The 24,199-nt window shown below is 65.6% G+C and carries 44 protein-coding genes; 10 read left to right on the top strand and 34 right to left on the bottom strand.

Annotated features, from left to right (window positions below; all coding sequences use genetic code 11):
- Positions 1-3: 3 nt before the first annotated feature.
- The 32 genes from JLDANKMP_RS06835 to JLDANKMP_RS06680 all read right to left on the bottom strand — a co-directional run bounded on the left by JLDANKMP_RS06835 (position 4) and on the right by JLDANKMP_RS06680 (position 19,238).
- Positions 4-765, bottom strand: a complete 762-nt coding sequence (locus JLDANKMP_RS06835; RefSeq protein WP_227415963.1) for a hypothetical protein — start codon at positions 763-765, stop codon at positions 4-6.
- 4 nt (positions 766-769) lie between these two features.
- Entirely contained in the window at positions 770-2,740 is a 1,971-nt protein-coding gene (locus JLDANKMP_RS06830; RefSeq protein WP_249336822.1) for a hypothetical protein, read from the bottom strand.
- A gap of 2 nt (positions 2,741-2,742) precedes the next feature.
- Positions 2,743-2,979 (bottom strand): hypothetical protein, encoded by a 237-nt coding sequence (locus tag JLDANKMP_RS06825; RefSeq protein ID WP_227415965.1) that lies wholly within the window; start codon positions 2,977-2,979, stop codon positions 2,743-2,745.
- A gap of 56 nt (positions 2,980-3,035) precedes the next feature.
- Positions 3,036-3,410: a hypothetical protein gene (locus JLDANKMP_RS06820; RefSeq protein ID WP_111687194.1), complete on the bottom strand. Its 375-nt coding sequence runs from the start codon at positions 3,408-3,410 to the stop codon at positions 3,036-3,038.
- A gap of 125 nt (positions 3,411-3,535) precedes the next feature.
- Positions 3,536-4,009: a hypothetical protein gene (locus tag JLDANKMP_RS06815; RefSeq protein WP_099529562.1), complete on the bottom strand. Its 474-nt coding sequence runs from the start codon at positions 4,007-4,009 to the stop codon at positions 3,536-3,538.
- 78 nt (positions 4,010-4,087) lie between these two features.
- The gene (locus tag JLDANKMP_RS06810; protein ID WP_099605636.1) at positions 4,088-4,450 is read right to left on the bottom strand and encodes a DUF3168 domain-containing protein; all 363 of its coding nucleotides are present in this window, start codon (positions 4,448-4,450) and stop codon (positions 4,088-4,090) included.
- Positions 4,447-4,950, bottom strand: coding sequence for an HK97-gp10 family putative phage morphogenesis protein (locus JLDANKMP_RS06805; RefSeq protein WP_212560788.1), 504 nt, complete (start codon positions 4,948-4,950; stop codon positions 4,447-4,449). The genes JLDANKMP_RS06810 and JLDANKMP_RS06805 overlap by 4 nt, the downstream gene beginning before the upstream one ends.
- On the bottom strand, positions 4,943-5,275 hold the full coding sequence (locus tag JLDANKMP_RS06800) for a phage head closure protein (protein WP_049450657.1): 333 nt from the start codon (positions 5,273-5,275) through the stop codon (positions 4,943-4,945). Before JLDANKMP_RS06800 ends, JLDANKMP_RS06805 begins: the two co-directional genes overlap by 8 nt.
- Positions 5,272-5,694, bottom strand: a complete 423-nt coding sequence (locus JLDANKMP_RS06795; RefSeq protein ID WP_049450655.1) for a head-tail connector protein — start codon at positions 5,692-5,694, stop codon at positions 5,272-5,274. The genes JLDANKMP_RS06800 and JLDANKMP_RS06795 overlap by 4 nt, the downstream gene beginning before the upstream one ends.
- A gap of 3 nt (positions 5,695-5,697) precedes the next feature.
- Positions 5,698-6,102 (bottom strand): hypothetical protein, encoded by a 405-nt coding sequence (locus JLDANKMP_RS06790; RefSeq protein ID WP_212560787.1) that lies wholly within the window; start codon positions 6,100-6,102, stop codon positions 5,698-5,700.
- A 57-nt stretch (positions 6,103-6,159) separates the two neighbouring features.
- The gene (locus JLDANKMP_RS06785; protein WP_099605632.1) at positions 6,160-7,404 is read right to left on the bottom strand and encodes a phage major capsid protein; all 1,245 of its coding nucleotides are present in this window, start codon (positions 7,402-7,404) and stop codon (positions 6,160-6,162) included.
- A gap of 68 nt (positions 7,405-7,472) precedes the next feature.
- On the bottom strand, positions 7,473-8,195 hold the full coding sequence (locus tag JLDANKMP_RS06780; protein ID WP_249336821.1) for a head maturation protease, ClpP-related: 723 nt from the start codon (positions 8,193-8,195) through the stop codon (positions 7,473-7,475).
- 1 nt (position 8,196) lies between these two features.
- Positions 8,197-9,501 (bottom strand): phage portal protein, encoded by a 1,305-nt coding sequence (locus JLDANKMP_RS06775; protein ID WP_212560785.1) that lies wholly within the window; start codon positions 9,499-9,501, stop codon positions 8,197-8,199.
- Positions 9,501-11,171, bottom strand: coding sequence for a terminase TerL endonuclease subunit (locus tag JLDANKMP_RS06770; RefSeq protein ID WP_212560784.1), 1,671 nt, complete (start codon positions 11,169-11,171; stop codon positions 9,501-9,503). The genes JLDANKMP_RS06775 and JLDANKMP_RS06770 overlap by 1 nt, the downstream gene beginning before the upstream one ends.
- A 3-nt stretch (positions 11,172-11,174) precedes the next feature.
- Entirely contained in the window at positions 11,175-11,555 is a 381-nt protein-coding gene (locus JLDANKMP_RS06765) for a hypothetical protein (RefSeq protein ID WP_005408955.1), read from the bottom strand.
- Positions 11,556-11,637: 82 nt separating this feature from the next.
- A complete protein-coding gene (locus JLDANKMP_RS06760) occupies positions 11,638-12,036 on the bottom strand; it encodes an HNH endonuclease signature motif containing protein (RefSeq protein WP_212560783.1) in 399 nt (132 codons plus the stop codon).
- On the bottom strand, positions 12,036-12,299 hold the full coding sequence (locus tag JLDANKMP_RS06755; RefSeq protein ID WP_212560782.1) for a hypothetical protein: 264 nt from the start codon (positions 12,297-12,299) through the stop codon (positions 12,036-12,038). Before JLDANKMP_RS06755 ends, JLDANKMP_RS06760 begins: the two co-directional genes overlap by 1 nt.
- A 162-nt stretch (positions 12,300-12,461) precedes the next feature.
- Entirely contained in the window at positions 12,462-12,806 is a 345-nt protein-coding gene (locus JLDANKMP_RS06750; protein WP_212560781.1) for a DUF1064 domain-containing protein, read from the bottom strand.
- Positions 12,803-13,279, bottom strand: a complete 477-nt coding sequence (locus tag JLDANKMP_RS06745) for a lysis system i-spanin subunit Rz (protein WP_212560780.1) — start codon at positions 13,277-13,279, stop codon at positions 12,803-12,805. The genes JLDANKMP_RS06750 and JLDANKMP_RS06745 overlap by 4 nt, the downstream gene beginning before the upstream one ends.
- Before the next feature lie 2 nt (positions 13,280-13,281).
- Entirely contained in the window at positions 13,282-13,647 is a 366-nt protein-coding gene (locus tag JLDANKMP_RS06740) for a Gp49 family protein (protein ID WP_212560779.1), read from the bottom strand.
- Between the two features lie 15 nt (positions 13,648-13,662).
- Positions 13,663-14,136 (bottom strand): lysozyme, encoded by a 474-nt coding sequence (locus tag JLDANKMP_RS06735; RefSeq protein WP_087803295.1) that lies wholly within the window; start codon positions 14,134-14,136, stop codon positions 13,663-13,665.
- Complete coding sequence (locus JLDANKMP_RS06730; RefSeq protein WP_032954460.1) at positions 14,133-14,330, bottom strand: hypothetical protein; 198 nt, start codon at positions 14,328-14,330, stop codon at positions 14,133-14,135. Before JLDANKMP_RS06730 ends, JLDANKMP_RS06735 begins: the two co-directional genes overlap by 4 nt.
- A 189-nt stretch (positions 14,331-14,519) precedes the next feature.
- The gene (locus JLDANKMP_RS06725) at positions 14,520-15,230 is read right to left on the bottom strand and encodes a hypothetical protein (RefSeq protein WP_182680984.1); all 711 of its coding nucleotides are present in this window, start codon (positions 15,228-15,230) and stop codon (positions 14,520-14,522) included.
- Positions 15,231-15,339: 109 nt separating this feature from the next.
- Positions 15,340-15,696, bottom strand: a complete 357-nt coding sequence (locus JLDANKMP_RS06720; RefSeq protein WP_212560778.1) for a Lar family restriction alleviation protein — start codon at positions 15,694-15,696, stop codon at positions 15,340-15,342.
- Complete coding sequence (locus tag JLDANKMP_RS06715) at positions 15,693-15,896, bottom strand: hypothetical protein (protein ID WP_197634298.1); 204 nt, start codon at positions 15,894-15,896, stop codon at positions 15,693-15,695. Before JLDANKMP_RS06715 ends, JLDANKMP_RS06720 begins: the two co-directional genes overlap by 4 nt.
- Positions 15,893-16,261 carry a Ref family recombination enhancement nuclease gene (locus JLDANKMP_RS06710; protein WP_197634299.1) on the bottom strand — a complete coding sequence of 123 codons (369 nt, stop codon included), beginning with the start codon at positions 16,259-16,261 and terminating at the stop codon, positions 15,893-15,895. Before JLDANKMP_RS06710 ends, JLDANKMP_RS06715 begins: the two co-directional genes overlap by 4 nt.
- Positions 16,261-16,455, bottom strand: coding sequence for a hypothetical protein (locus JLDANKMP_RS06705; protein WP_065200530.1), 195 nt, complete (start codon positions 16,453-16,455; stop codon positions 16,261-16,263). The genes JLDANKMP_RS06710 and JLDANKMP_RS06705 overlap by 1 nt, the downstream gene beginning before the upstream one ends.
- Complete coding sequence (locus tag JLDANKMP_RS06700; protein WP_182680980.1) at positions 16,452-17,114, bottom strand: hypothetical protein; 663 nt, start codon at positions 17,112-17,114, stop codon at positions 16,452-16,454. The genes JLDANKMP_RS06705 and JLDANKMP_RS06700 overlap by 4 nt, the downstream gene beginning before the upstream one ends.
- Positions 17,104-17,994, bottom strand: coding sequence for a helix-turn-helix domain-containing protein (locus tag JLDANKMP_RS06695; protein WP_212560777.1), 891 nt, complete (start codon positions 17,992-17,994; stop codon positions 17,104-17,106). Before JLDANKMP_RS06695 ends, JLDANKMP_RS06700 begins: the two co-directional genes overlap by 11 nt.
- Position 17,995: 1 nt before the next feature.
- Entirely contained in the window at positions 17,996-18,310 is a 315-nt protein-coding gene (locus tag JLDANKMP_RS06690) for a winged helix-turn-helix domain-containing protein (protein ID WP_212560776.1), read from the bottom strand.
- Between the two features lie 226 nt (positions 18,311-18,536).
- Positions 18,537-18,722: a hypothetical protein gene (locus JLDANKMP_RS06685; RefSeq protein WP_008268731.1), complete on the bottom strand. Its 186-nt coding sequence runs from the start codon at positions 18,720-18,722 to the stop codon at positions 18,537-18,539.
- A 57-nt stretch (positions 18,723-18,779) separates the two neighbouring features.
- On the bottom strand, positions 18,780-19,238 hold the full coding sequence (locus tag JLDANKMP_RS06680; RefSeq protein WP_180848905.1) for a hypothetical protein: 459 nt from the start codon (positions 19,236-19,238) through the stop codon (positions 18,780-18,782).
- 73 nt (positions 19,239-19,311) lie between these two features.
- On the opposite strand from JLDANKMP_RS06680, the gene JLDANKMP_RS06675 reads away from it, so the two are divergent.
- On the top strand, positions 19,312-19,986 hold the full coding sequence (locus tag JLDANKMP_RS06675) for a helix-turn-helix transcriptional regulator (RefSeq protein WP_099470468.1): 675 nt from the start codon (positions 19,312-19,314) through the stop codon (positions 19,984-19,986).
- Positions 19,987-20,076: 90 nt separating this feature from the next.
- Here the strand turns inward: JLDANKMP_RS06675 and JLDANKMP_RS06670 are convergent, their stop codons facing one another.
- Together JLDANKMP_RS06670 and JLDANKMP_RS06665 are read right to left on the bottom strand one after the other, a co-directional pair.
- On the bottom strand, positions 20,077-20,286 hold the full coding sequence (locus tag JLDANKMP_RS06670) for a hypothetical protein (protein ID WP_182680974.1): 210 nt from the start codon (positions 20,284-20,286) through the stop codon (positions 20,077-20,079).
- 170 nt (positions 20,287-20,456) lie between these two features.
- A complete protein-coding gene (locus JLDANKMP_RS06665) occupies positions 20,457-20,840 on the bottom strand; it encodes a hypothetical protein (protein WP_182680973.1) in 384 nt (127 codons plus the stop codon).
- Between the two features lie 267 nt (positions 20,841-21,107).
- On the opposite strand from JLDANKMP_RS06665, the gene JLDANKMP_RS06660 reads away from it, so the two are divergent.
- The 9 genes from JLDANKMP_RS06660 (at position 21,108) to JLDANKMP_RS06620 (ending at position 24,176) form a co-directional block, all read left to right on the top strand.
- Positions 21,108-21,299: a hypothetical protein gene (locus JLDANKMP_RS06660; RefSeq protein WP_058982046.1), complete on the top strand. Its 192-nt coding sequence runs from the start codon at positions 21,108-21,110 to the stop codon at positions 21,297-21,299.
- Entirely contained in the window at positions 21,296-21,676 is a 381-nt protein-coding gene (locus JLDANKMP_RS06655; protein ID WP_212560775.1) for an Arc family DNA-binding protein, read from the top strand. Before JLDANKMP_RS06660 ends, JLDANKMP_RS06655 begins: the two co-directional genes overlap by 4 nt.
- Positions 21,673-21,888 carry a hypothetical protein gene (locus JLDANKMP_RS06650; protein WP_212560774.1) on the top strand — a complete coding sequence of 72 codons (216 nt, stop codon included), beginning with the start codon at positions 21,673-21,675 and terminating at the stop codon, positions 21,886-21,888. Before JLDANKMP_RS06655 ends, JLDANKMP_RS06650 begins: the two co-directional genes overlap by 4 nt.
- Positions 21,885-22,163 carry a hypothetical protein gene (locus JLDANKMP_RS06645; protein ID WP_249336820.1) on the top strand — a complete coding sequence of 93 codons (279 nt, stop codon included), beginning with the start codon at positions 21,885-21,887 and terminating at the stop codon, positions 22,161-22,163. The genes JLDANKMP_RS06650 and JLDANKMP_RS06645 overlap by 4 nt, the downstream gene beginning before the upstream one ends.
- A complete protein-coding gene (locus JLDANKMP_RS06640; protein WP_197599840.1) occupies positions 22,163-22,438 on the top strand; it encodes a hypothetical protein in 276 nt (91 codons plus the stop codon). Before JLDANKMP_RS06645 ends, JLDANKMP_RS06640 begins: the two co-directional genes overlap by 1 nt.
- Before the next feature lie 87 nt (positions 22,439-22,525).
- Positions 22,526-22,735, top strand: a complete 210-nt coding sequence (locus JLDANKMP_RS06635) for a hypothetical protein (protein ID WP_005418780.1) — start codon at positions 22,526-22,528, stop codon at positions 22,733-22,735.
- Positions 22,736-23,071: 336 nt separating this feature from the next.
- Positions 23,072-23,278, top strand: coding sequence for a hypothetical protein (locus JLDANKMP_RS06630; RefSeq protein ID WP_212560773.1), 207 nt, complete (start codon positions 23,072-23,074; stop codon positions 23,276-23,278).
- Positions 23,275-23,862, top strand: coding sequence for a hypothetical protein (locus JLDANKMP_RS06625; RefSeq protein WP_212560772.1), 588 nt, complete (start codon positions 23,275-23,277; stop codon positions 23,860-23,862). The genes JLDANKMP_RS06630 and JLDANKMP_RS06625 overlap by 4 nt, the downstream gene beginning before the upstream one ends.
- On the top strand, positions 23,859-24,176 hold the full coding sequence (locus JLDANKMP_RS06620; protein ID WP_212560771.1) for a hypothetical protein: 318 nt from the start codon (positions 23,859-23,861) through the stop codon (positions 24,174-24,176). Before JLDANKMP_RS06625 ends, JLDANKMP_RS06620 begins: the two co-directional genes overlap by 4 nt.
- Positions 24,177-24,199 lie beyond the last annotated feature (23 nt).

Here is a 24,199-nt window from a genome sequence, read left to right as displayed (position 1 = left end):
CAGCTACGTCGGGATTTCCTCAAATTCCATGTACCCCGTGAAGTACTGCCGGCTGATGTTCTCCGCCGACGGCAGCTGTGTCGGGTAGCCGTAGAGCGCCGACCGCGCCGCCAGTAGGGGGTCGAACGCCTTGCTGACCATGTCCCGGTACTGCGGCACAACGCAGGAGCGCCGGCGTCCCGCGATCGCGGCGGCCACCGTCTCCCAATCGGTTCCGCCCAGCCCACCGCCGCGCACAACCGGCGTGGAGCGGCCCGTCAGCGTGCAGGTCAGGCGGCGGTACAGCGCCCCGGGAACCGTATTAACCTGGCCTCCCTTGGTCCGGGCATGAACGCTGGAGTCGATAGTGGCCACGGCCCAGCCGTCCTTGATACCAACGTCAACCGCCCGGAAGATCGCAATTTCGCCCACGTCGACGTTCGTGGCAGTTGTGTCGATCTCGACGGACACCGTCGATACCAAGGCGCTGGCCTTCGGGAAGAGCCAGGCGCAGACACTGCCGTCTGGCAGTCGCACGGTGGTGGCACTCGCGCCGGCGGCGCTCACCTGGACGCCGGGCGGAATGTTGAGGCCGAGAATCGCGATGATCCCCGGCACAACAGCTTCGGCCAGGGTGATCGTGATCGCCAGCGAACTGGTGCGGCGGATCCGAGACGCCCTGCCAGGCTTTCCATCGAACAGCGCCGAGCCCTGGTCCGCACTGAGCCACGTGCCACCGGTGAGGGTCACCGTCGTGACTGCCGGCATGCCATATCCAATCAACACGTCATCATCCCCACACCGTCAGCACCACGTCCCCCGTGGCAGGGTTGCGCTCTACTCGGCGCACCAGCACCGGCTTGCCGTCTTCCAGCCCATACCGGCTGTACGTGAGCCTGCCGATCTGACCTGGCAGCGGCGCCAAATCCTGATCACCGCGCACCGCCAGTTGGTAGAAGTGGCGCGGCACCCGGTACAGGCCGAGGACGCGATCAATCTCCTGTTGCGCGTCGGCCGCATGCCAGAACAACGAGATGACAGGATCAGCAGCTTCCGCCCGCTGGTAGTGGGCATGCAGCGGGCCAGCCCCATACACCTGCCCACGGTAGAGGCCAGTCAGCTCATCGCGGCGCGCCTGCGGAACGTCGACCACGTCGGTGACGAAATCCGATGCGGCCAGCGCTTGGGCGTTCGGGCGGTAGGCCATACGCCGGGTCAGGTTCGGAGCATCATCGGGCACCATGACCAGGTCAGCCGCCAGATCGTCTGCCTCAGACAGATCAAAGGCGAGCGGCCCTGCGTGGGTTTCGGGCGCGATCACGCGAACGAAGCGCAGCACTCCGGCCGGATCCTGATAGCACCCGGCGCCGTAGCTGGGCAGCAGGGCATTCAATACTGCGCGACCGGTGATCGCCGAGCCCGCGTAGTATCCGATACCCATGTAGCCCGTGGCCTGATCGATCGCCACACAGTCGCTGGCCGACCACGCCTCGCGGCCCAGCCGCGCCATCACGTCTCCTACTGCCTGCTCCAGACTGGCGGGCTTCATGCCAGCGCCAACACTGGAAGCATCCACGACCACAGGCGTCACCGGTGGTGACTTCAGCAACACCTGTTGCCCGTCCGGCGCCTCGCTGTAGGTGCCGACCTCCATCAGGTCGCCGCGATCCATCACGGCGTCGACGTAGACCCGTCCGTCGGCCACGAACATTGAGGTAGCGTCGGAGTTGGCCCCCATCGCCGGAATGCTCGCCACTGCCCCGATTACCACGGGCTGCGGCTTCCATGCCAGGGACGCGATGTTCGGCAAGAAAACGCCCCGGTTGAGCGTCTCGTCCAGGTAGTCGTGCGCATCGCGCAGGTGCAGCGTTTTGGTGCCGTCGTCGTTGATCTCGATCTGTTCGATCGCGCAACGGAAAGCTGGGACGGCGTCAGCCCGCATGCCGCTCTCAGGTGCTAGCAGGATCTGCACCGAACTGCCTGAGGCACCAGTGCCAGCCATTCCGTCCAGCAATCCTTCCGCATCGACCAAGACGCACTCGGCGGCCGCGGCCTGGGATACCGGGTCACCGCCCCACGGCCAGAACGCCAGCTCCTGGATCAGGTTGACGCCCTCGGCCACCAACCCCTCGTAACGGGCATTCGCCGGGCTGTCGCCGGGCGCGGACAGCCAGTCCACGTCGGCCAAGCGCGTGGGGCTGGCGGTAGAGCTGGGGAGCCGCCAACCGGCTGCAGCCGCGTCGCTTCGCGGCCCCCACTGCCCTGCGTTGACCGCAAGGCACAGCCCACCGGCCTTGGTGGCGGCCAGTGACGCGGCGAAGAACAGCGGCCCGGACAGCTGCAGCTCGCGCACCAGGATCTGCGCGCCGTTGAGGTAGAGCCGCAGCTGGCGAGGGGTCGAGAACACGACCTGCAGCCCGACAATGTCGCCGTGGGTCACCGCCGGCAGGCCAGTGGCGATCGCTCCTCCAGCCTGCAGCAGGCGCCCGGCGGCGAGGTCCCAGCCGATGCTGGCGAGATCCGCACCCAGCGCCTTGTTCAGCGCTGCGGGGCCGGTGGCGAAGCCTACGAGGGCTGCAACGGGGTCATCGCCCCACACCGCAAACTCCACGCCCACCGTCCCGGCATCAAGGCCGAAGTCGGAGCGCGCGTGGCTGGCCAACGTGGTTGCACCGGTGGTGGCCAGGGTCAGCCCGCCATCTCGCGCAGCGAGTACCGGGCCAATGGGCGTGGCGGCGAACCGCCCGAAAGTGTCGGTCATGGTCATCCCAGTCCGTCGAACCAGTCCTGCGCCTCGTCCTCATCGGAGCGGGGCAAGAGGGCGTCGAGGTAGTGCTGAAAGGAGCGCTTGGTCCCGCCCTGGCTGTGCGAGGCGGTGATGTACGCGGCGAAGGCAGCGGGCTTGATGTGCAGGCTCACGGGGTCGATGGGGTTGCGCTTGTGAAACTCCCACCATTCCAGGAACTCGCGGCGCGACATGGTGGCCCGCAGGTCCGACACCGTCCGGTGCAGGTGACCGGCGAGGACCTTCCAGAACCAGTCCTCGCCGCGCTGCCTTAGCCGTTTCCCGCGTCGGCCTGTGCCTGGGCAGCATCCTCGCCGAAGCCGGAATGCTTCATGGCCACACGCTGCAGCTCAGCGGCAACCAGCGGCTTGAGCTGCGCGGCCTGCTCCACGTTCATGACGGGCTTGCCGTCCTCGTCGCAGATGGTCGCTGCGATCAGCTTGGCGCGGTCACCTTCACCCCACAGCTTGCGGAACTCCGCATCCGGCAGCTCGCGGACATGGAACTGCGCCTTGGCTCCGTTGGGCAGGGTGATCGTGTCGGCGCGCACGTCCTTGGACGCGAACATGCCCAGGTTGGTGAACGACTGCAGGACGCTCAGGGGCTGCTGCGGCTGGGTTTGGGGGGTGTCATTGGTCTTGCTCATTGGCCGTTTCCTCGAATGGCGACAGGGCGCGCGGGCCGCGCACGGCTAATACGCGGAGGATCCGCGCGCCCCGTCAGAGAGATGGCCCGCCGAAGCGGGCCTGGGTGTACGCCGTTGCCGCAGCCTTACGGCGTCGGGCGGTGCGTGGTGACGGCGCCGGAGCCGCGGATGGTGATCGTCGCCTTCCACACATCGTTGTCCTGGCTGGTCACCGCGAAGTTCTGCACGAAGCCGTCGAACTGCTTGGACAGCACATCAGTGGGCGGGGTGATCTTGCCGGCGACTGCGGCCGGCTTCGCCGCTCCTTCGGTTTCCGACTTCGGCGCGGTCACCAGCCAGTTCACGACGGCACCGGTCTCGTGCAGCTCCTCCAGCTTCTCGTGGTCGACGCTGTCGTAGATGATCTCGATGCTGGTGCTGCCGGTCTGCTTGCGGCCAGCGACGAACTGGTCCCAGTCATCGTCGTAGTCGGAGATATCGATCTCCGATGCCTGGCCATCGGGGAAGCCGACCGAACGCAGGCGGGTCACCTTGATGACCTCGGCCGCGCCGATGGCGACGAACAGTTGGGAGTGCTTCGACTTGATTACCTGTCCCATAGGGATTTCCTTGTGTTGCGCCCGTCGCCGGGCATGAAAAAGGCCCCTTGCGGGGCCGGTGGGTTGCAGTTGTGTGGATCAGCGCAGTTGCAGGAGCCTGGCGTCGAAGGAGATGCCAAAGGCGTCCGTGCCGTCGCTGTCAGGCGTAGGGTTGTAGGACTCGATGCTGCCTACGCGCTCGATCGCGTCGCGGATGGCAACGGCCGCGCCGTTGGCCTGCGTCAGGGCTTTGCCCCACACGGTCAATCGGACACGCCAGCCGTCGGACGGCGGCGCCTCGGACAGCATCGCGGTGGGCGAACCGCCGACCACCTCCCACGTCGCGTAGGGCAGTGCTGCATCCTGTGGCGCGGTTCCCGGCCACAACCGGATCGGGTCGCCCAGAACGTGCCGAACCGCTGCATCACCCTGCAGCAGGGACTGGATCAGGGGAACCATCATCGCCATCCATCCTTCTTCAGCTGCTTGTCGAGCGCCGCCCAGGTTTCTTTGATGATCACCTGCGCCGCCTCCGGCCCCTTGGCCTCGCCTGCCGGTGTGAGGAACGGCTCGGCCCTCATCTTCCTGGTGCCGAATTCCTTGAAGCGCCAGTAATAGGCCCAGCCCGCCTCCTCATAGACCTTCCCGACGCGACCGCGGCGCCGGTTGCGCTTGGTGTTGGCGTACTTGCGGCGGCGACCGGTCTTAACCCCTACCGTGAAGTACTCGCCGTCTCGACCTACACCTGCGCGCTGCCGGCTCTTGGTGTTGGCCCGGCGGGTGACGATCTGCGAGGCCATGAACCCCGATGCTCTCGGGGCCCGGCGGCGAGCATCGTCACGGATGACGTTGCCACCCTTGCGCATACCGGCTTGCACGGCTCGCCCTTGAATCGCCTTGGGTGCCTCCCGCAGTGAACGCAGGAGGCCGTCCAGGCCGTCGATCTTCACCTGCTCAGCCATCGGACACCCCGGCATCGACCATCAGCGTGATATGCCCGCGTGCTGTCGCATCCGGCAGCACCGCACGAATCGCATACATCTGCCCGTCAAACACCACACGCATGGTCGGCACTACCCCGGGCAGGTAAGGGATCTCGATGCGTGCAGTCACCTGTCCATGCTCGGCCGAGGCCGCAGTGAACTCTCGACCCGAGAGCGGAACCACCTCTGCCGGCACGTCAGCCCGCCATCTACGCCATTGCTTCACGTCCCCGCCGAGCGGATCACGCACCGGGCCGTAGTCCTGCAGCTCGATGCGATGCCGGTATTTGCCGGCCCGCCTCATGGCAGCACCCGCCGGTAGGGAAACATCAGCCGGTCCAGGGTCGGGTTCTCGGCCAACTGCGAGCCAGCCACCACCGCCTCGCGGTTGGCGTACAGGTCACCCAGCAACAGCAGTACGGCTGCGCGCAGCGGCCCCGGAAGCGGGCCAGGTGTCGTCGTGAACTTGACCGGATAGGCGCCCGGCTCGCTGTCGAGCGCGGCCGGCTCAATCGGCAGCGGAGAGCGGCCCTCACCGACCGGGGTCCACTCATAGGTCGCTGCTGCCAACGCATACCCCGTGGTGCGCTCCACCGACTCACGCGCGGCGGTGATGAAGGCGCCGATCAGCGCGTCGTCCGCATCGTGGATAACTACCAGGTGCGCCTTCGCTTCGCTCAGCGACACGGGTTCCTCTGCCGCCGGGGTCAACGTGCGCAGCATGGGTCATTCCTCCGGCGTGGCCGACTTGATGGCATTGGGGTGGGGGTCGATCAGCCCGCCAAGGCGCAGCGCCTCAACGTGTGCAGCGTTGACCTGGATCACCTGGCCAACCTTCCCGAGGTGGTTGTTACTGAGCACCAGCGCGGGCACGGTTTCGCCCTCCGGCAGAGCCGGTACTTCATCCGATGGCGGCAGGTCGTTGTCCGCCTCCACGGTTTCGGGCCTCTGGCTGTCTCCGCCCTCGTCCGTCTCCGGCTCACTGACAGCATCTGCCGCGCCAGCGTCGGGGCTTTCGGCGTCCGGCTGCTCGCCCTGGCCAGCCGCTGCGTCCACTACGGCAGCTGGCGCTTCCTGCGCGTCGGCCGGACCGCTGGCCACCTGCGCGGAGGTGTTCTTCTGCTTTGCCATGATCGTCTCCGAGGGACGCCCGCGCTGGGGCGTCCCTCCGTTCGTGGGCCGAGGCGGTTAAGCCGCAGCGCCGTGCTTGAAGGTCTTCACCGCGCCGCCCACGTCGACCAGGTTGCCGCCAGAGCGCATCCAGGCCATGAAGCCCACCTGGCCCTTCTTCACATAGGCCGAGTCATTGAAGCGGAACAGGGTCACGGCCATCACGTCGCGGATCTTGTAGTAGCTGAAGTCGCCGAACGCGATCGAGGTGGCGCCTGCGGCCGGGGCCGGGGCGTGCTGGTTGATCTGGATATCGCGATTCAGCAGACGATCCGGCGCACCGCCCGGATTGCCCTGCTCGTAGCCCGGCACGAAGATCGGCCGGCCCTGGTCGTCCTTCACCTTGCGGATCAGCTTCAGCATGTCGTCGTGGAACATCCACTTGGCAAGCTGGCGATACGCCGGATCGACGCTGTGCTCCAGGTCGACCAGGTCGTCGTAGGTGACGATCGGCAGCGCCGAGACAGCGCCGATCTTGCCCACCGTCGCGGCAGTAAAGGCACCCATCGGCTGGCCAACGCCGGTGCCGACGGAGTAGTGGCGGTTGGTGACGCGGCCCAGGCGGGTCTGCAGGCGCTTCTCGATGAAACCGGCGATATCGGCCGTGCTGTCCTGCAGCAGCTCCCACGGCACGGTCACCACCTTGGAGCTGTACTTGTACACCTGCAGGCCCTTGGTGCCGAAGGCCACGTCCTGGTCGTTCGCCGACTGGTTTTCAGCGACCAGTTCGCCCTCTTCGGAGGTGCCATCGCTGGTCGGGTACTGCATCGGCTCGCCGCCGGCAGTGCTGAACACATCAGCCACCTGGCGCATGCCGCCGAATGCCTTCAGAGCATCCAGGATCTGCTCGGCCAGCGTGGTCGGAACGGTGTAGCCACCCTGCTCCGGGTTGACGGCCGGATTGCCCGACATGGCCGCGTTGACCTGCTTCCAGTCCTCGGCGCTCAGGGCGCTGTCACCGCCACGCGCCCAGCGGTCGAACAGGCGCTCCTCGTTGGAGAGGTCACGGCCGCCGCGGTTGGCAGTGTCGTGCTCACGCACGCCCTGTTCGCGCAGTGCCTCGTCGGCCGTGAGGTCCATGACCTTCTGATGACGCTCGATCGCCGCGTCGATGCGCTCGATCTCGGCGATGTTGTTGTCGTACTTGGCCTGGTTCTCCGGCGTCCACTTGTTGCCGTCGCCGGTGCTGGTATCCAGCAGATTGCGGGTTTCCTTTGCCAGCGCGGTGCGGCGCTCCCGCTCGGCCTGAATGTTGAAGGGCATTGGTGATTTCCTCGTGTCGAAAAAAAACCGCCTTTCGGCGGTCAGGATGAACTGCGGGCGGGAGTCGCTTACGCAGCGGAGCGTTCCAGCAGCGCCAGACGGCGCGACAGGTCGGCCTTGTGGGCGGCGGCGGCGGCGCCGTCGTCGGGATCGGGAGTACGGTTGGCCAGTGCGGCAGGCGCGTTGTCGTAGGCGGACAGGTCCCAGGTGTTGGATGCCTTCTTCTTGCCCACGATCTCCACCACCTCGTCTGCGAAGCCGTGTTCCCTGGCTTCGTCGGCCGTGAACCAGGTCTCTTCGTCCATCCACTGGACGATCTGCGCCTGATCCTTCCCAGTACGGCGGGTGTAATCGCCGGCCAGGCCGGCATCGATCTTGGCCAGCAGTTCACCGGTCTTGGTCATGTCGGCCTTGTTGCCGACCGTGATGGTCCATGCGTTGTGGATCATGAACGCACCGCCTTGGCTGATCTCGACCTTGTCGCACGCCATGCAGACCCCGGTCATAGCCGAGGCAGCCAAGCCATCGATGTGGGCGATGACAGTGGCCTTGTGCTGGGCGATGGCGGTCATCATCGATCGGGCCGCAAACACGTCACCGCCGGGCGAGTCGATGCGCAGATGGATCACGTCCGCGTCGATGCCGGCCATGGCCTGGGCAAACATCGTCTCGTCAATATCGCCCCACCACCCGCCGATGACGCCGTGCAGGTAGATGGTCGCCTCCTTACCTTCGGTCTCCGCCCGGATGGGCTTGGACTGGCCGGCGTTGTTCTTGGCCAGCTGCAGCAACTTAGGAATCGGCATCTTCAGGGTTCCTTTCAGGATCGTCGCTGTCCGGCTTCGCCGGTGGCGCGGGTTCTTTCGGTTGGTAGAGCTTGTCGCCGCCCTCGATGGGAGGCAGGTTCTTGAGGCGGCGGACTTCGTTGACGACCATCCAGCCCTGGGTGCCAGGGCCTCCCAACGCCTTGCTGAAGTACTCGGCCTGCGTCTTCGAGTCGCCGGCCATGAACATGTCCACGTTGTGCTCAACGAAGTAGCGCGGCGTGCGGAACAGCTTGCGGTTCAACTCGTCCTTGATCCGCTTCAGGTGCGGGCCCAGCGTGTACTTCACGAAGCCGATGCCCATGCTCTCGATGCCACTGCCCCAGCTGGTCGACTTGGTGGTTTCACCGATCATGTGGGGCGGCACACCGAAGGCGCGGGCTACGTCGATCACCTGCCACTGACGCGACTCCAGCAGCTGCTGGTCGACCGCTGACATGGTCAGTTCGTGAACCTCCAGCCCCTCGGTCAGAACCAGCGGAATGCGACGGTTACCCTGCACCCCGCCGTACTTCTTGACCCAGGCGTCGCGGAAATCATCCTGCTGCTCCTTGGTCATCTTGTTGGGCGTTCGGATGGCCACTTCGGGCTTGCCGCCCTCGCTGAAGAACTTGCCGGCGTGCTCGTCACCTTGGATGGCGATGCCGATGCCGTTCCGCGCGCCCCACTGGATCACCGACATGCCGTGAACGCCATTGAAACCGAAGCCGGGGAAGTGGAGCACATCGTCCTGGTCAACGGTGAAGTACCCGTCCGCGTCGTGGAACGTGTACTGCAGGCGCGTTGGTTCGCGCGGGCTGGTCTTCTCCTGCTTGAGGATCATCACCCTGTCGCGTGGCCAGGGGATCAACCCGGTCGCCACCCCGGCACGGTTGCGCGTCACGTACACCACGCCATCACCGCGCAGCAGCATCTGGCCGACGATGAACTCCCAGCCGGTGGCGCTCGACCAGCCGGAGGAGAACTGCTCGTTCAGCAGCCACCAGTAGTCGTGCTCCGCCCGCTTGCGATGGCCATCCACCCGCTCAAACACTGGCAGCGGCAGCTGGGCGATCGCACCAGCAAGCAGCGAGACGGCGGCAAACACCGCCGAGACCCGCATCGCTGATTCCGGGCTCACCACGGCGCCGGAGGCCGTCGTCGGATTCCCGAACACCTCGAACATGCCCATGCCGGAGGACTGGATCACCTCGCCGTCGACCAGGTTGCTGATCGTCGGCTCGATACGGTCGCGGGCATCGGCCCGCCGGTTCTTCTCGAATAGTCCGAACATCAGTCGATCACCACGAAGCCTTGTTGGGTTTTGCCGGTGTCCCGCGCCTGCATGGCGCGGCCCATGGCCATGATTAGCGCCACCGCGCCGTCGATCTTGCTTTCCATCTTTTCCTTGCGGGGATAGACGTGTTCCTTGGCATCCACGCGCGCCACTACGTTGCCCATCATCCAGGTCATGGCCGCGTTCCCGTCGTGCCACAGGCGCCGCGACAGAATCAGGGCTTCCACTTCCTTCATGGGCTCGGAGAGGTTGCGCACTGACTGCGCCATCTCCACGGTCGGCAGTCCTTCCTGTTCAAGGCGCGTCATCAGGTACGCCGCTTGCGCCGGGTCAAAGGCAATGTCCTGCACGTCGATGCCTTGTGCCGCAAGCTCTTTCAGCTCTTCTTCGATGAACGCGTAGTCCGTCATGTTCCCGGGCGTGGACACGATCAGCTCGTCCAGCAGGAACTGCTGGTACTTCTCGCTTTCCTCCACGGCCGACTCCGGCACGTAGAACCGGGGAATGACGTAGTAGCTATCGCCCTTCTCGAACAGCAGCACTACGGCAGCCACGTCCAGCTTGGATGCCAGATCGACGCCGACCCAGCACGGACAGCCCGCAAATTCGGACACCTCAAACCGTCGTTTCTGCCGCTGCCAGGCCAGCATGTTCATCCATGCCAGCTTGGCGCCGACCCAATCATTCAGGTGCTTGGTACGGAACGCGCTTTGCTTACTGGCCGACCGCTTTGCCTTGGCGAGCTGGTCGAGCAGGAACTGCTCAAAGACGGAAACTCCGTAGTTCGGGTTGGCCTTGCGCAAACTCGCCGGATCGTCCCAGCGGTCGCCCTCGTCTATACAGTAGATCGCCGCGAAAACCGTCTCGTCAGTCACCTCACCGCGCAGGATGCGGATGGCATCGCCCCGCATCTCGAAGCATGGACCGGAGAGGTTGGTGCCCGCCGTGGTGATGATCGACAGCAGGGGTTGCTCGCGCGCGCCCATGCCGGTTTCCATGGCGTCGACCATGTGGTCATCGTCATGTTCGTGGTACTCGTCCACCAAGGCCGCATGCGGGCTGGAGCCGTCGCCAGGCTTGCCGATCATGGTCTCAAACTTGGACATGTCCTCCATGACGAACAGCGGCCCCGGGTTCTTCGGGTTGCCCGCCTGTTCGATACCGAAGCGGGCGCGCAGGGCCGGCAGTTTCTGGACCATCTGCCAAGCCGGGCGGAACACCTCGTACGCCTGTTTCTCGCTGGTCGCGCCCGAATAGACCTCCGCGCCCGCCTCGCCGTCAGCGCAGAACAGGTACAGACCTCGGGCAGCCAGTCGCAACGACTTGCCGTTCTTGCGCGGGATCTCCTCATATGCGCGGCGGAAGCGCCGGTGCCCGGTCTTCTTGTGGACCCAGCCGAACAGATTGCACTCGATGAAGTGCTGCCAGGGCTCCAGCACCAGCAGGCGCTTCTGCGCCGCCCACTTTCCTTTCGTGTGCGGCATCTTCTCCATGAACCGCACCGCGCGGTCCGCCTTCTCGGCGTCGTACTTGTAGGGCCAGTCGGCACCCTTGCGCTTCAGGTCATCCAAGAACCGCTGGCACGCCAGACGGATGAACTCGCCGGCCGGGATCTTTCCTGACGTGACGCCCTTGGCGTATGCCTTGGCTGATTCGCTCGGCGTCATGGATCAGAACTCGTCGAATGGGTTGCCCTCCGGGGTCTTTTCGGTCCCCAGCTTCTGACGGTCAGCCGGGGTCAGGCCCAGGCGCGCCAGGCAGCCGATCAGGTGGGAGTACTTGGCCGCAACGAACTCGCCGCGGTTGGCACGGAACTCGGAAAGCAGCGATGACGCCACCTCCATGATGAAACGGTCGGCGCTGGTCAGGACGCCAGGCAGGGCGCACTTCTCCAGCTCCTTCCAGACCACCGCGACCTCGTCCGGCAGGTGGCCGGGCACCTTGCCCAGGGCCTTCCCCGTCTTTGGCACCTCAGCCCTGTAACGCTGCGGGTTGCGCTTGTCCGCCCCCTTGAGCTTTGCCAGCTCGGCGGGCTGCTTGTGCCTGGCCATCGCCGGTCAGCTCCAAATCCAAAATTCAAATTCTGTGGACGCGAGAAGAAAGGGGGGCGCGCGTATCGGGCGAGGAAGGCCCTCAACTTTGACCCTCCCCCCTCCCTTTCCGTTCAGCTTTCGGTGGATAACTCGCCACTCGTCCAGCTCCGCCATGTGGGCGGGCATCCCTGCCGAACCCGCCATTCTCCCGTGCCGTCTTGGCGCTGTGGCACGGCCGGCACAGCGGCTGCAGGTTGCTGTCGGCGTTGTTGCTGTCGTCCCCGTCGATGTGGTCGACCTCGGTGGCCGGCCGCACCCTGCCCTGCCCAGCGCAGCATCTGCACAGCGGCTCACGAGCCAGCACCACCGCACGGAGCCGGCGCCACAGCGAGCAGTTGGTGGGCAGGGCGCGGCGTGCCTGCCTCTTGCGGACCTGGGCGGTGGTCTCCTTGTAGGGGCGCCAGCCGGCCGCACGGTGCTGGGGTGGCCGAGTTGGCATCAGTAAGGCTTCCCGTCCAGGTCGACTCGCCCCGGCTCGGCACCTTCGTCATGCACCGGCGTGCCGGCCTCCTCGCCCAGCAGCTGCGCCACGGCCTGCACCAACAGGCCAACGTGCATTGCCAGCTCGGCGATCTGCTTGCCCTGCTGCTCGATGATCCCGACCAGTCGGTCGATACGGCTGTCGGTTCTGCTCTCAATCAGCCCCGCCAGGGCCGTAACAGCCGCAGCGCGCGCCACCTCTTCAATCCGTGCAGCGTCCATCACCAACCCTCGTCGTTCGCAGCACCAGGCCGCGGCGTATCCACCACTCAACCCGCTCCCAGTCCGGTTCCATGCCCGTGGCCCGGGCAAACCACACCACGGCAGCCAGATACCACCGCAGCCACCAGCGCAGGCGGACCGACGCAGTCACTGTCGCGTGCATCAGAATTCCTCCACTTCCCAGCCACCGCCGTCCCGCTTGGGCCTGGCCTTCACCGCAATGAAGCGGAACGGGTACATGGCCGCTGCGATCTTGATCTTGGCCCGTGCATCGTCCTGCCAGTGCCCCTTCACCTCGTGGCACTCCATGACGCCGTCGGCAGCCATGACCGCAAAGTCCGGGGTATAGAAGGTGTTGTCGGCCAGGCGCAGCTTCAGGCCCTCGAACCGGTGCCACTGGACCTCACCGGCAGACTGCAGCGCGCGCAGCCGCTCGGCATACGCGGCCTCGGTCTTGTTCATCTCGCCGGTCTTCAACCGGCCCAGCGCCAGCACACGGCGGTTCATGGCGTCACCGATTGCCGGTCGGCCGCGATCACTGCTTGGCTGGCGCGGAGCTGGTCGTCGGCTTCTCTGCCGACTTGAACAACAGCTGCCGCAACCTCTGCTCGTAGTTCGGCGCGCGCATCACGTTCGACGGCGCCGGCGACGGCTTGGGACAGGAGGCTGGTGCTGCAGGTGGCGAGGTCGTCGCGCAGCTGGAGACGACCAGCGCGCAAGTCAGCCACAACAGCAGCAGGGACGGTCGCGGCCGCAGCGCGGTCTTCTTCATGCTTCGCTCCGATGGTGGCCAGTGTCTCGGCCTGGGCGTGCTCGGTGGCACGGGTCTGGTTCACCTGGGCGGCGACTGCCTCGGCGCCGGCGGCGCGCTGGGTGGCTTCCCGGCCCTCTGCCTGATCACTGCGCCAGGCCCAGCCAACGCCGACCATGGCACCTGACCACAGGACGAAGGCAGCGACCGTGGCAAGGATCCGATTCATGGTCAGGCCTTGGCTGCCGGCTCGTCGCGCAGGCGGAAGCCCAGCAGCGGCCAGATCTTCTGCACCGCGTTCTGGCGCGCGATCTTGCGGCCGATCTCGGCGTCGAAGTTCTCTGGGCTGGCGCAGGCCGATTCGCCGGTGACGGTGAAGCCGTTGCGCAGACGGAGGACGCAGAACGTCAGCAGGCGAAGCTCGCCGTGGACGCCGGCCGCCACTGCCTCGGGGTTGCAGTGCGCCGCAGCCTGCACGCCTTCCTCTGCGGTGAAGAAGTACTCGCCGCTGATCTCGGCCTCGATGGCGTTCGGCGTAACACGCGGCGCGGTCAGGCCCTTGTCCTGGATTTCCTGCTCGATGGTCTTGTCGTTCACGGTGCCCTCCGGGGCTCAGTTGATCGGTTCTGCGGATTCACACATCCGGCGCTCAGCGGCCCGACGGTTCACCAGGCCCTGCACGCGCTTCCCGCCGGCGTACACCCAGCGGTCCAGCTCCGGGCACCAGCTCGCGGCGGGCTGGCCAGCGTTGATCCGCCCCACCAATGTCGAGCGGCACGCAGCGCCCACGCCCACGTTGTAGGTCCAGCTGAGCAGCGCCGCAGCCTGGTGGGGCTTCAGTGGCACGCGGATACATGCCTGAATGCCGGTCAGGTATTGCCCAAGCCGGCTGTTCAACCTCTCGGCGCACTCCTGCTCGGTGTAGACCGCCTTATCCGGTCTGCTGGTATCGCCGTAGCAGTAGGTGGCTACGCCGACCATGTCGACGTAGGGAGTCGGCGAGTAGCCTTCCCATGGCTTAACCAGCGCGGCCGCGGCCAAAGCAATGACTGCGGCGGCGCTGCTACCGATGATCTTGGCCTTCATGCTCGCGCCCTCTGCCGCCATTCGCGAACCCAGCGCCAGCCCAGATAGCTGATCTGACCCACCAGGTAGATGATCGTCAGGACCACCACCACGCGATCGAGGTTCGCTCCTGCGGCGACCGCGCCGGCTACCGTCACCGGTGGAGCAGCCTTCGCTACAGCACCAGCGGCAGTGCCAATGATTTCGTCCTTCATGGTGGCCCCGTAGCTCGTCCGGTTCGGCATATGCCCCTCCCGGTTGATTGGTGCCCGCCCCTAGCGCCGGCTGGGCACGAGAGTTTGTCCGGCTGGGACGCGGGCAAAGAAAAAGCCCCGGCTGGGCCGGGGCTTGCGTTTGGATGGTGGTCAATTTGCCCGCCAATCTGCGGACCCTGCAAGTCCTCACTACGCAGCGCGATTCAGTGCCCGGGAGAACTGCTCGGCAGCAACATGCTCCGCACTTCGCATGCGCTCCAGCATCCACTCGTACACCGGACGCCAGAACCGTCGATACGCCGCGTCGTCGGCACCGATCGCCGCCCCACGCTTGCGGCCGCTGAGCTGCTCCAGCCCCATGCCGCCGCATGCTTCGCACTCAACGACTCCGCTCCCCGTCGGCGCGGCCTGAACCCGCGTGCCTTGGCACGTCTTGCAACAGCCACAGCTGGCCATTTCCGCAATCACTGCGCCGGCCAGTACCCCAAGCTGCTCCATGGTGTTGTTCGGCCAGGCTGCAGCGCGCGCCTCATCAAGCGCGTTCTCGGTCCTCTGTAGTTCGCGCCGCTGCGCATCCGTTACCTGGCTGCCACCCCACCCCATGCACGCCTTGGCGATACCGAACTCCGTTCGTGCGGTAGCGAGGTCGTGCATCTGCCGGATGAACTCCGGGGCTACCAGCCCGATTACCGCTTTGCGCAGATGATCGCGGCGGCGAGAAGCGCTCTCAGGCCACCACAGCGCCTCCATCAGCTCCCGACCGAGCCCGTCCTGCACGTACGCCATGGCGGCGGCAATGTCCTGCGTCGTCAGCTCGGGGCGTCCACCGCCGCCGCATGCGTCAAACCGCTGCGTTTTCGGCCCCATGCGGCTTGCCAGCAGCTCGCGTGCCCTGCTCATTTCCATGCGCCTTCCCCTTGGTGGATTGCTCGTGCAGCGCGCGATCGCGCCTCGTGGTCATTCAGTGCGGGCCTTTTGAGGGCCTCTTTCTCTGTCCGGTTCTGGCCCGTCAAGAAGGCACCTCCGGGCCGGCCGGCTCGGCCGCAAAGTGCGTGATCTTGGGGTTGTCACCCCGCCAGCTCCCGAACACCGGCCGCTTGCTCACCGAGTCCCACAGCATCAGCCGCGTCCCGTCCTGTGGCGCGTCCGCGATGGGCAGCCATTTCTCTCCGACCTGGGCGCGTTGATTCCATGCCGCAACAATGTGTGCCTCACATTCCTCAGCAAGTTGTTCCAACGCGGAAATGCACTGGCAATGGATCCTCCGCCAAGGAACGTCACCGTAGATAAAGTGCTCCTGCGAGAAGGCTTCAACGCTGGCCGAGCCACCACAGAACGGGCATGGCTTCAGGTCGAGGACCGTCATGCTGCGCGCTCCCAGCTGGCCGTCAGGCGCTGCACCTGCCCGCCGCGTGCCTCGAACTGCTCCACCGTCTCGGCCGGGCCATCGGCGAGCACACGTGCCTTGGCTCGCTTGGGCCGGGACACCGTGTTGTGGTCCATCCGCCGCTCGCGGGGCGCACGCTGGGGGTTGATCCTCGGCGCCATGGCCTTCGTCTTCTTCATGCTGCCGCCCTCAGTTCGTTGATGTAGGTCTGGTTTGCAATCAGCTCGTCGTCGGAGCCGTACGTCTCGTGGAACGTCCGCGAGCCATCCATCAGGCTCGGGCCGTAGATCTGGCGCATCGTCGCGAAGGTGTTCCCCTCCATCGGATGCCGCATGTGGTGCCACTTGCAGAGGGCGTAGCCGAACATGTGACCGCGCCGCAGATTCCCGCTCTTCGCGTGGTTGTAGTCGCAGCCGTACACCACCAACTCCGGGTCCAGCAGGCCCTGCATCTGCAGCGCCAGGCAGGCCATGCACGGGCCGGTCTTGGCCAGCTCGATCCGGCCCACCTCCTCTCTCGTCGGCGCCGGTGCGTTCGACCACATCAGCGCAGCTCCGGGATCGGGCCGGCGTAGCGGGTGATCGGGATACGCCGCATGCCGTCGCGCCAGACAGTCATCCCGCGCGTCGCGTAGACCACCATCGGCTTGATCCCGTAGCCGTAGGCCAGATACCAGCCCGCCTCGGCCACCGGCTCGCTGACGGGGCGCACCTCGACATTGAAGTGATCGGGGCTCATGCGGCCTTGTCTCCCAGAAGCTCCGCGATTTCTGCCAGGCGCTGACGGGTTCGGGCATTGGCGGTCGGCGAGGCCTCAACGGTGCCAGCCAACAGCGCCACTGGGTTGAAGGCGGGCGTTGCCGGAGGCAGTGCAAGGTGTTCCGCCACCCGCTCGTGCGTCAGCTGGCCAGCGGCGACGGCCTGCTGCAGCACGCTATCCCTTCCTGACACATCGGCTCCCAGGGACAGCTGGTACGCGGCGGTGCGGTGTGCAGCGCGCGCTTCCTTCACCAGCCGGGTGTAAACCTCCAGGAATGCCGGCCGGGCCGCGATCTTGTCGCCCGCCTGCACCAGCGGCAGCGCGGCCGCCCACGCATCGCGGGTCTGCTCAGTCCACACCACGGTTGCACCTTCGTCGGCGGCACGGATCGCGTTGGCCCATGCCTCATTCGGTGCCGGGTGGCCGTCCTCGATGCGTTCGAGGATCGCCGCCAGCGAAAGCCGCGCCTTCAGCTCCCGGCGGCACGACGCCAGCGCGCGCTCCAGCATCGGCAGCGGGTACTGCGCCAGATCCGAAACCATGTAGGCCGCGGCGTTCGGGCTGAGCTGGTCGCCAATCACCTCGGCGGTGGCCACCAGCAGATCGACCAGCCGATCCTGCTCCTGATTACCCAGCACGTGCCGCCCTCCGCTGTGCCAGCAGGGCCTTGGCCGCGTCGGCGGCGCCCAGGTTGGTCTGCGTCTTGTCGGTCTGCCGCGCGGCCTCTTCGGTCACCTGCCGGCCGGTGGCCCACTGCGTGCGGTATGCCTCGCACTTCGCCAGCAACGCGCCCAGGTCGTGCATGTTCTGCACCACGTAGCGCTCGTTGACCGTCAGGAACCACGCGGCAACCAGCGGCGCCTCGCTGTGGCCGAGCCGCTGCACGATCTGCCGGACGTTGGCGTTGACCTTCGCGTTGCGCACCGGTGCCACACCGTGGCGGTCACGGTAGGCACTGGCGTAGGCCGTCCAGGTAGCACGGCACGCAGCCTGCAGGTCGGTCTCGGAATCCACCGCCAGCGGCGCGGCCGGCAGGCCCGCCGGAGATGACGGTTCTCCTGACGGTTCATTGAGGGTTATATGATGGTTAGGCGGCACGGGGCGCACCCCCAGACCTGCGCCCGGTGCATCCCCCCCTGCATGGGGCGCATCCCCTCCTGCAGCGGGCGCCCCCCCTGCATGGGGCGCAGCACCTGCGCCCGGTGCAGTGCCAGCTTTTCCTGCCTTGCGGCCAGCCTTCGACGGCGCAACGGCCTTGTCGAAGTTGGCCGGGGTGACCTTGTAGACCGTGCTGCTGTTGAACCGGCGGTCACGGGTCAGCAGGCCAACGGCCTCCAGATGATCCATTGCCGTGCGCACAGCGCGCGCCGACATGCAGCAGCGAGCGGCGATGGTGCCCACCGCCGGCCAGCACACACCGTCGTCGTTGGCCTGATCAGCCAGCGATATCAGCACAGACTTCTGCGTGACGCTCAGGCCCTGCAGCGGCCAGCACTGCGACATGATGATGGTCGACATGTCAGAGCCCCAACGCCAGGTTCTCGCCCGGCGCCACCGGCCACCAGGTGCACGCAGGTTTGTGGGATGTGCCGCACGGCGCCGTGGGGCCACGCCAGATGCGTCCCTCTCGGGCCAACTCGGGCAGCCGACGGCCCAGCATGTGGCGGTCGAGGCCTGTCAGCGTCGACAGATGCAGGCTGCTCTGGCCAGGATGGCGAATCACAGCAGCCTCGGTCTTGGCGTGCTGGACGCGCAGCGCTCCGCTGGCGACGAGGTCGGCAGCGGCGGCATGGCTGGTGTGCGGATCAGTGGAGCGCGCGAGCGTGCTGCTCATCGGTACTACCTCGTGGAGTCTTCGGGACGTTTCAGGCCCTGAAAAGGGACAACTTCGCCGCTACTTCTCGGGAGCCGGTAGCGGCGCCCAAGTTCGCCGCGTGCCAGCTCTGTTGCAGCCTCCTCGGGAGTGATCCCGCGCGAGGCCGCGTATTGATCAAGCTGCTTTCGCTGGTCGCGCGACAGCTGAATTTCCATGGACCCTCCCCAGGGACTCGTTGGGTCCTTCAGGCCACATCACGGTCGGGGCTACGCTGTTCCAACGCGGCAAGGCCGGCCAGCACCAGGTCACGAACGAACACCGCGGGCTGACGCCCGTTGAAGTTCGCCGCCGCATCGATCAAGGCCTTTTCCGTGTCGTTGAACCGGACCTTGATCGGGTTGTCACGAAGGTTCGAAGGATCTGCGTACATATCCGTATGAGAGTTCAGGAGGGAGTTGTGAAACGAACTGCTACAGCGCGCGGAAAGTCAGGCCGCATCGACCGGGACGATTCGGTCATGGTCGAAATCCGTGGGTGCTACGGGATCAGGCGGTTTGGGCTCTCCGCCGAGCAGGCGCTGGATCTGCGGCAGCGCGGGCAACGCACCGTCTTCCGGCCACGCCTCCACCTGTTCGGCCGGGAGCTGCAGCAAAGTGGCCAGGTGCTTGTCGCTGGCAATACCCAGACGAGCGCGCAGCGCGCGCTTGCTCATGCGACTGTCAACCAGGTGGCGAATGGTTGCGCCTTCCGCCGAACCGCTTTGGAGGAACCGGCTCGAATGCAACTTCAGCAACGCAAAGGCACTCGCAGCTCGTGGCGACTGTGATCGCCCTGTGGCGAGATCACCTACGGTTGATCCAGCTGCGCCAATCGCCTCGCCGATCTGGGCATACGTCATGCCCGCCGACTGAAGCTCACCGATGATGGAAGCCCAAGATTTGTCCATACCGACCACACTACGGTATTCCGTAGGCGCCAGTCAACGGCATTCCGTTACGGAGTTCCGTTCAAATGATGGAATGGAGACTATTGGCACAAGAATTCGCGCAGAGCGCGAAGCCCAGGGGATCAGTCGCGGGGAACTGGCGAAGTTCGCCGGCATCGCGCCGACCACTCTTTCGAATCTTGAACTGGGCCTATCGAAGTCCAGCACCGCCCTCCACAAGATCGCCGCTCGGCTCGGCGTCCATACCGATTGGCTGGAAACCGGGCGCGGCCCCAAGGGCAGCGATGGGGTTCCCGTCGCATCGTTCTCGGAGACTGAGACGCCACCCGGCTATGTTCGCTTCGACTTGTTCGAAGGGGGTGCGGGAATGGGCGCAGGGATGGTCAACCAGGACTACCCAGAGGTGGTGAAGACCATCGAGGTCGCAGAATGGGAAGTCCGCAGGAAGCTCGGTTACCTACCCAAGCCAGGCAGGATCCAGATCATCACCGGCCGCGGGCCGTCGATGAAACCTAAGCTCGAAGACGGCGACATTGTCTGGATCGACACCAGCTGCGACTACTTCGACGGCGACGACTACTACCTGATCAACATCGGTGGCGAGACGCAGATCAAGATGCTGCAGAAGCGCGGCGACGGTCTCTACGTCGTGAGCGTCAACACTGACTTCCCGGCCTACCGCCCGGATCCGGGCGACGTGAGCATCCTGGGGAAGGCGCTGATCCATGCAGGCCTGAGAAAGTTCTAAGTAGCGAGAAAATTTCTACTACCGTCCCAATTTGGGACAACAAGAAAGCCCCGCTGCTCGGCGGGGCTTTTCTATAGAGGCAAAAGGGGATTACGTCGCGGTCTTCAGTAGCGGCTCCAGCATGTTCTGAAGAACCCAACTCAAGATTCCCACAACGGCCGCTCCCACCGGAATCGTGATGGAGGCTATCGCCACCCACATCTTCACGGTAGTAGGCATATGAGTGATGCGCTCCTTGATCGTCGCAACATCGATTTCGACCGCGCGGAGCCGGTCATCGAACTTCGAAAAATCAGTCATAGGTTGCGGACCCGAACTCGACACAGGGGTTTCCAACGTCTTCAGAGTTGGGGCTGACGGGCTTACTCTAACAACTACCGTTCTCAGCCCCTCTGGAGAAGACGACACGACGGCGACCGGCGGCTGAACGACAAATGTCGACCCACCTGCCTTATCAATGTCCGCCATGGTCAGCTTGCCGCAGGATCAGCCGCTGCAACGTGAAGGTCTTGGGCCATGAACAAATCCCGGGCCTGTTCGGCCTTGCCCAGAGCATCTCGCATTTTGCATAGCGCGTCGCAAAACTCGCTCAGCTTTGGGACGGGAATGATCATCGTGGACACGTCTTCTCGGAAATGCTCCACGGTGTTCCCCTGAGGCGTCATCTTGGCAACCTGAACGCCTTCGTGATGGAAGAGTTCTTGTTCAAATTGCTCCTCCGTCAGGCGCATCCCTTCGCGCCAGAAAGTAACGTGGATGAACCCATCTGGGCTGGGCCCGTTGATGATCAAGCCACTAGCCATCGCGCTCGTGTACGCGTTGCTTTGAATGTGCTTTACGGTCGTCTGTGCCACTGCCTTTCCCCTGTGAGCCCTTCCTGGGCAGGCGGATCATAGCCGCGACTCTGCTCCACGTCATTAGTATCCCTACTACTTCAGTCCAGTGTCCCAGCCTGGCTCAGCCGTATCACTTGCAGGGGTGGTCGAGCCTTTCATGAACCAAATTCCGTAGATTCATAATTAACTACGGAATTCCGTTTGACACGGCATTACGGTATTCCGTAGTCTACGACCTGTCGCCCAACACCACCCCATCCGGGGGCAGGGCGCAGGAGATCACGCATGGCCACCCTTTCCCTGGGCGTCAGCAAGGCGCCACCCACCGTCGTAGCGATTCCCTCCCTCGGCGTGGTCGCCATCAAGGTGGGCGCCGCCAGCCTCTACATTGAAGTGGCAGAGGCAGACCGCCTCTCGGTGGAGATCCAGCACGCTGCGCATCAGCTGAGCGGCGAAAGCCAGGATGCCGCCGCATGAGCCGCGTCCTGGTCAATCACCGCAAGGAGTTCACCGCGACCCAGCTCAGGGCACCTAACGAGCTGATGGCCGCGCTGCGCAAGGCGGCCGAAGAAAACCGGCGCTCCGTCAACGCCGAAATGATTTCGCGCCTGATCAGCACCTTCGAAGGACTTGCCATGCCTGCAACCGATGCCGGCGACGGCAAGGCCCACTTCAAGATCCGTCTGGATGATTCGCTGCTCGCCGCGCTCAAGCAGTTGGCCGGCGACAACAACCGCAGCGTCACCGCACAGATCGAATTCATCCTCGCGGCCTTCATCGCAGACCACACGCCAGTCGCGGATCACTCGCCGGACGCCGGCAGTAGCTGCCCAACTCCGGAGGCCAACCGATGAGCGCCGCCCTCGCCCACCACTCCAACGCTCAGCGCGCCGCTGCAGCCGCAGGCATCGTCGCCCGTGCCGGGCGCCGCTGGGGCCTCCTCCCCAACCAGGTCATCGCCGCCGCCAGCTTCGCCGCCAATGCCGTCCTACGGCAGGGCAAAAGCGCTGCAGGTGCCGTTGCCGCTGTCCGAAGCGCAGCGCGCGCCAAAGGCGGTGCTGCATGAGCGCCACCACCATTCCAGACTTCGCCGTCATCGAAGTCCCCGGCTGCGGCATGCGGTTGCGTGCCATGCGGGATCCGGCTGGTTGGAGCGTCTCGGGCTGGCGTCGCACAAAGGGCACCAGGGTCATGGTCATGTTCGCTTCCGCCGACGGTGCGCCCACCTTCAGCGAGAACGCCGGCCAGCATCACGTCATCGTGGACCGTGCCTACGTGGCGCTGCCCGCCACCTCCAGCAGAAAGCTGCGCGACTTCATCACTGAAGTGGAGGGCAATTGATGCGCCACCTGGCCCTGCCCTTCTTCTGCGTCGTGTTCCTCGGGGTCGCCCTCGGCGAAGCATTCGCCAACGGCGTCAGCTCGCGATTCGGCGCCGCCTTCCTGGTCGCAGCAATCCTGTGGGCCGTCATCGCCTACATCGAGATCCGCGCGGCATGGCCACCGTTCGCCGCGGCAATGAGCCGCCGTCGCGAACAACGGCGGGAAGGCTGGAAGCCGCCCGTGCGGAACCCTGGGCCGCCAGCCGCTCCAGTCTGCACCGACGACACCCACTAATCCCCTGCCCTGCGCTCTCCCCCTCTAGCGCAGGGAACCCGCGCCGGCCGGGTTCCAACAGCCGGCAATCCCTCCCAGGAGTCCAGCTTGCGTAACCAGCTCGACATCTTCGATCACGACCCAGCCCGCATGGCAGCGGCCAACCGCGCCGCCGCCGAGCGTGCACTGCACGACGTGCAGTTCACCGCCACCGTCCGGCAGGAACGCCACGCGTACTACGTGGGCGAAGCCGAACGCTGGGAACACCTCGCCGCGCACAGCGCGCGCTCCACCAACAGCAAGGACATGCAGGCATGAGCGATGCCAACAAGATTGCGGCGCCGGCGAGCGCTATGTCAGTACCAGCTCGAGCCCATCAGATCGCTAAGCAGAGCTTCGGCTTTCTCCATGGCGTCCTTCTGCGAAGTCACCGGAATGGCCAAGCCGGTCTGACTGGGTCCATAGATCACGTGGATAGCAGTCACCTCGCCCCTGCCGGGGCCATCGGTAGCTACACGGACCGTCACGTCTCTTCCCCTGATCTTGAAGTTCCAGTACTCGTGCCATCGCGCTCGCTCGACCACTTAATTGCCCTGTCACAACCAACCCATTCCTCAGCATACAAGACCTCGCCGGCGTGGAGCGCGTCGTTCAATGACTGACCAGCTGCTCACCGCTGCACAGGCCAAGCACACAGCGCGCGTACTGCTGACCGAATGCCGGGCACGCCGACACGGCCTCGGCTTCTGGTTCGCCTTCAACGCTGCACAGCGCGCGCGCCTCCGCGCCGCTACCCCCGCATCGCCGCCTGCACAGCTGCGCGCTCCGGCGCAGGCTGCCCCACTGGACCTGTTCGCATGACCGCACCACTGCCCATTTCCCCGGCCACGGCTGTCGAGGCCACCAAGGCATCGTCGCCTGTCGCCGCGGTTGTCTCTGCCATGCGTCGCATCGACCCCGCCGGCGGTCCCGTTGCCGCCGACCAGGTGCGCGCCTGGGCCGATACGTTGATGACCGCGCTCTACACCGCGCAGCCTGTGCGCTGGGAGTACAGGCTCAAGGGCGACTTCGCGCCAGGCTGCTGGATGCAGGCCGACGCAGGGCACGTCTACGGCGCCCACCAGCGTGGGCTCGTTGTCCGCGCCCTGTTCGAAACCCCACGCGTGATCCAGCCGGAGAAGCTGCACCAGTTCAGTGGACGCGTGTGCGTCCGCTGCGGCGACAGCGAGGATTGGGCCGGCCCGGATTGTGAGCCCCTGGTCCGGAAAGTCGACCCGCGCAAGCGCCTACCCGTCGAACCGAGCTGGTTCCTCGAACCACTGAAGTGGATCCGGGACGCCGGCCCGGCTCCGGTCAGCGCGCACGAACGCCGCCGCAGGGCTACCGAAGCCACCTTCCTGATTGAACAGCTCGAATCCCACATCGAGGAGTGCAACAAGCCATGACCCAGGAACATATCAGCCACCCGGAAGGGTTGCCGAACTGCACCGCCGGCCACCGCGCGCGCCACATCCACGACAAGCGCTGCGCCTCCGCCGGCGGTGGCCACCTGGTCGAGTGCGCCTGCAGGTCGACCAGCAAGCATGCCGACCCCGACAAGGCCATCGCTGCATGGCGCCGGCTCAACCGTCCCGAGCGCAGCGCGCGCCCAGCTGCCCCGCCTGTTACGGCCGACAACGTTGTGCAGTTCAAGCTCGGCTTGGCAGAACAATCGTCGCCGATAAAGCGCGAGGCGGGAGTTGGCTATGGGCGCGGCTGAAAAGCTCGCCGGCGCCCCAACCA

Origin of the sequence: Stenotrophomonas sp. PE591, assembly GCF_018320795.1 — a bacterium.
Classification (GTDB): Bacteria; Pseudomonadota; Gammaproteobacteria; order Xanthomonadales; family Xanthomonadaceae; genus Stenotrophomonas; species Stenotrophomonas maltophilia.
Note: the sequence above shows the minus strand (reverse complement) of the source record. Positions and strands in the feature narration are given on the sequence as shown.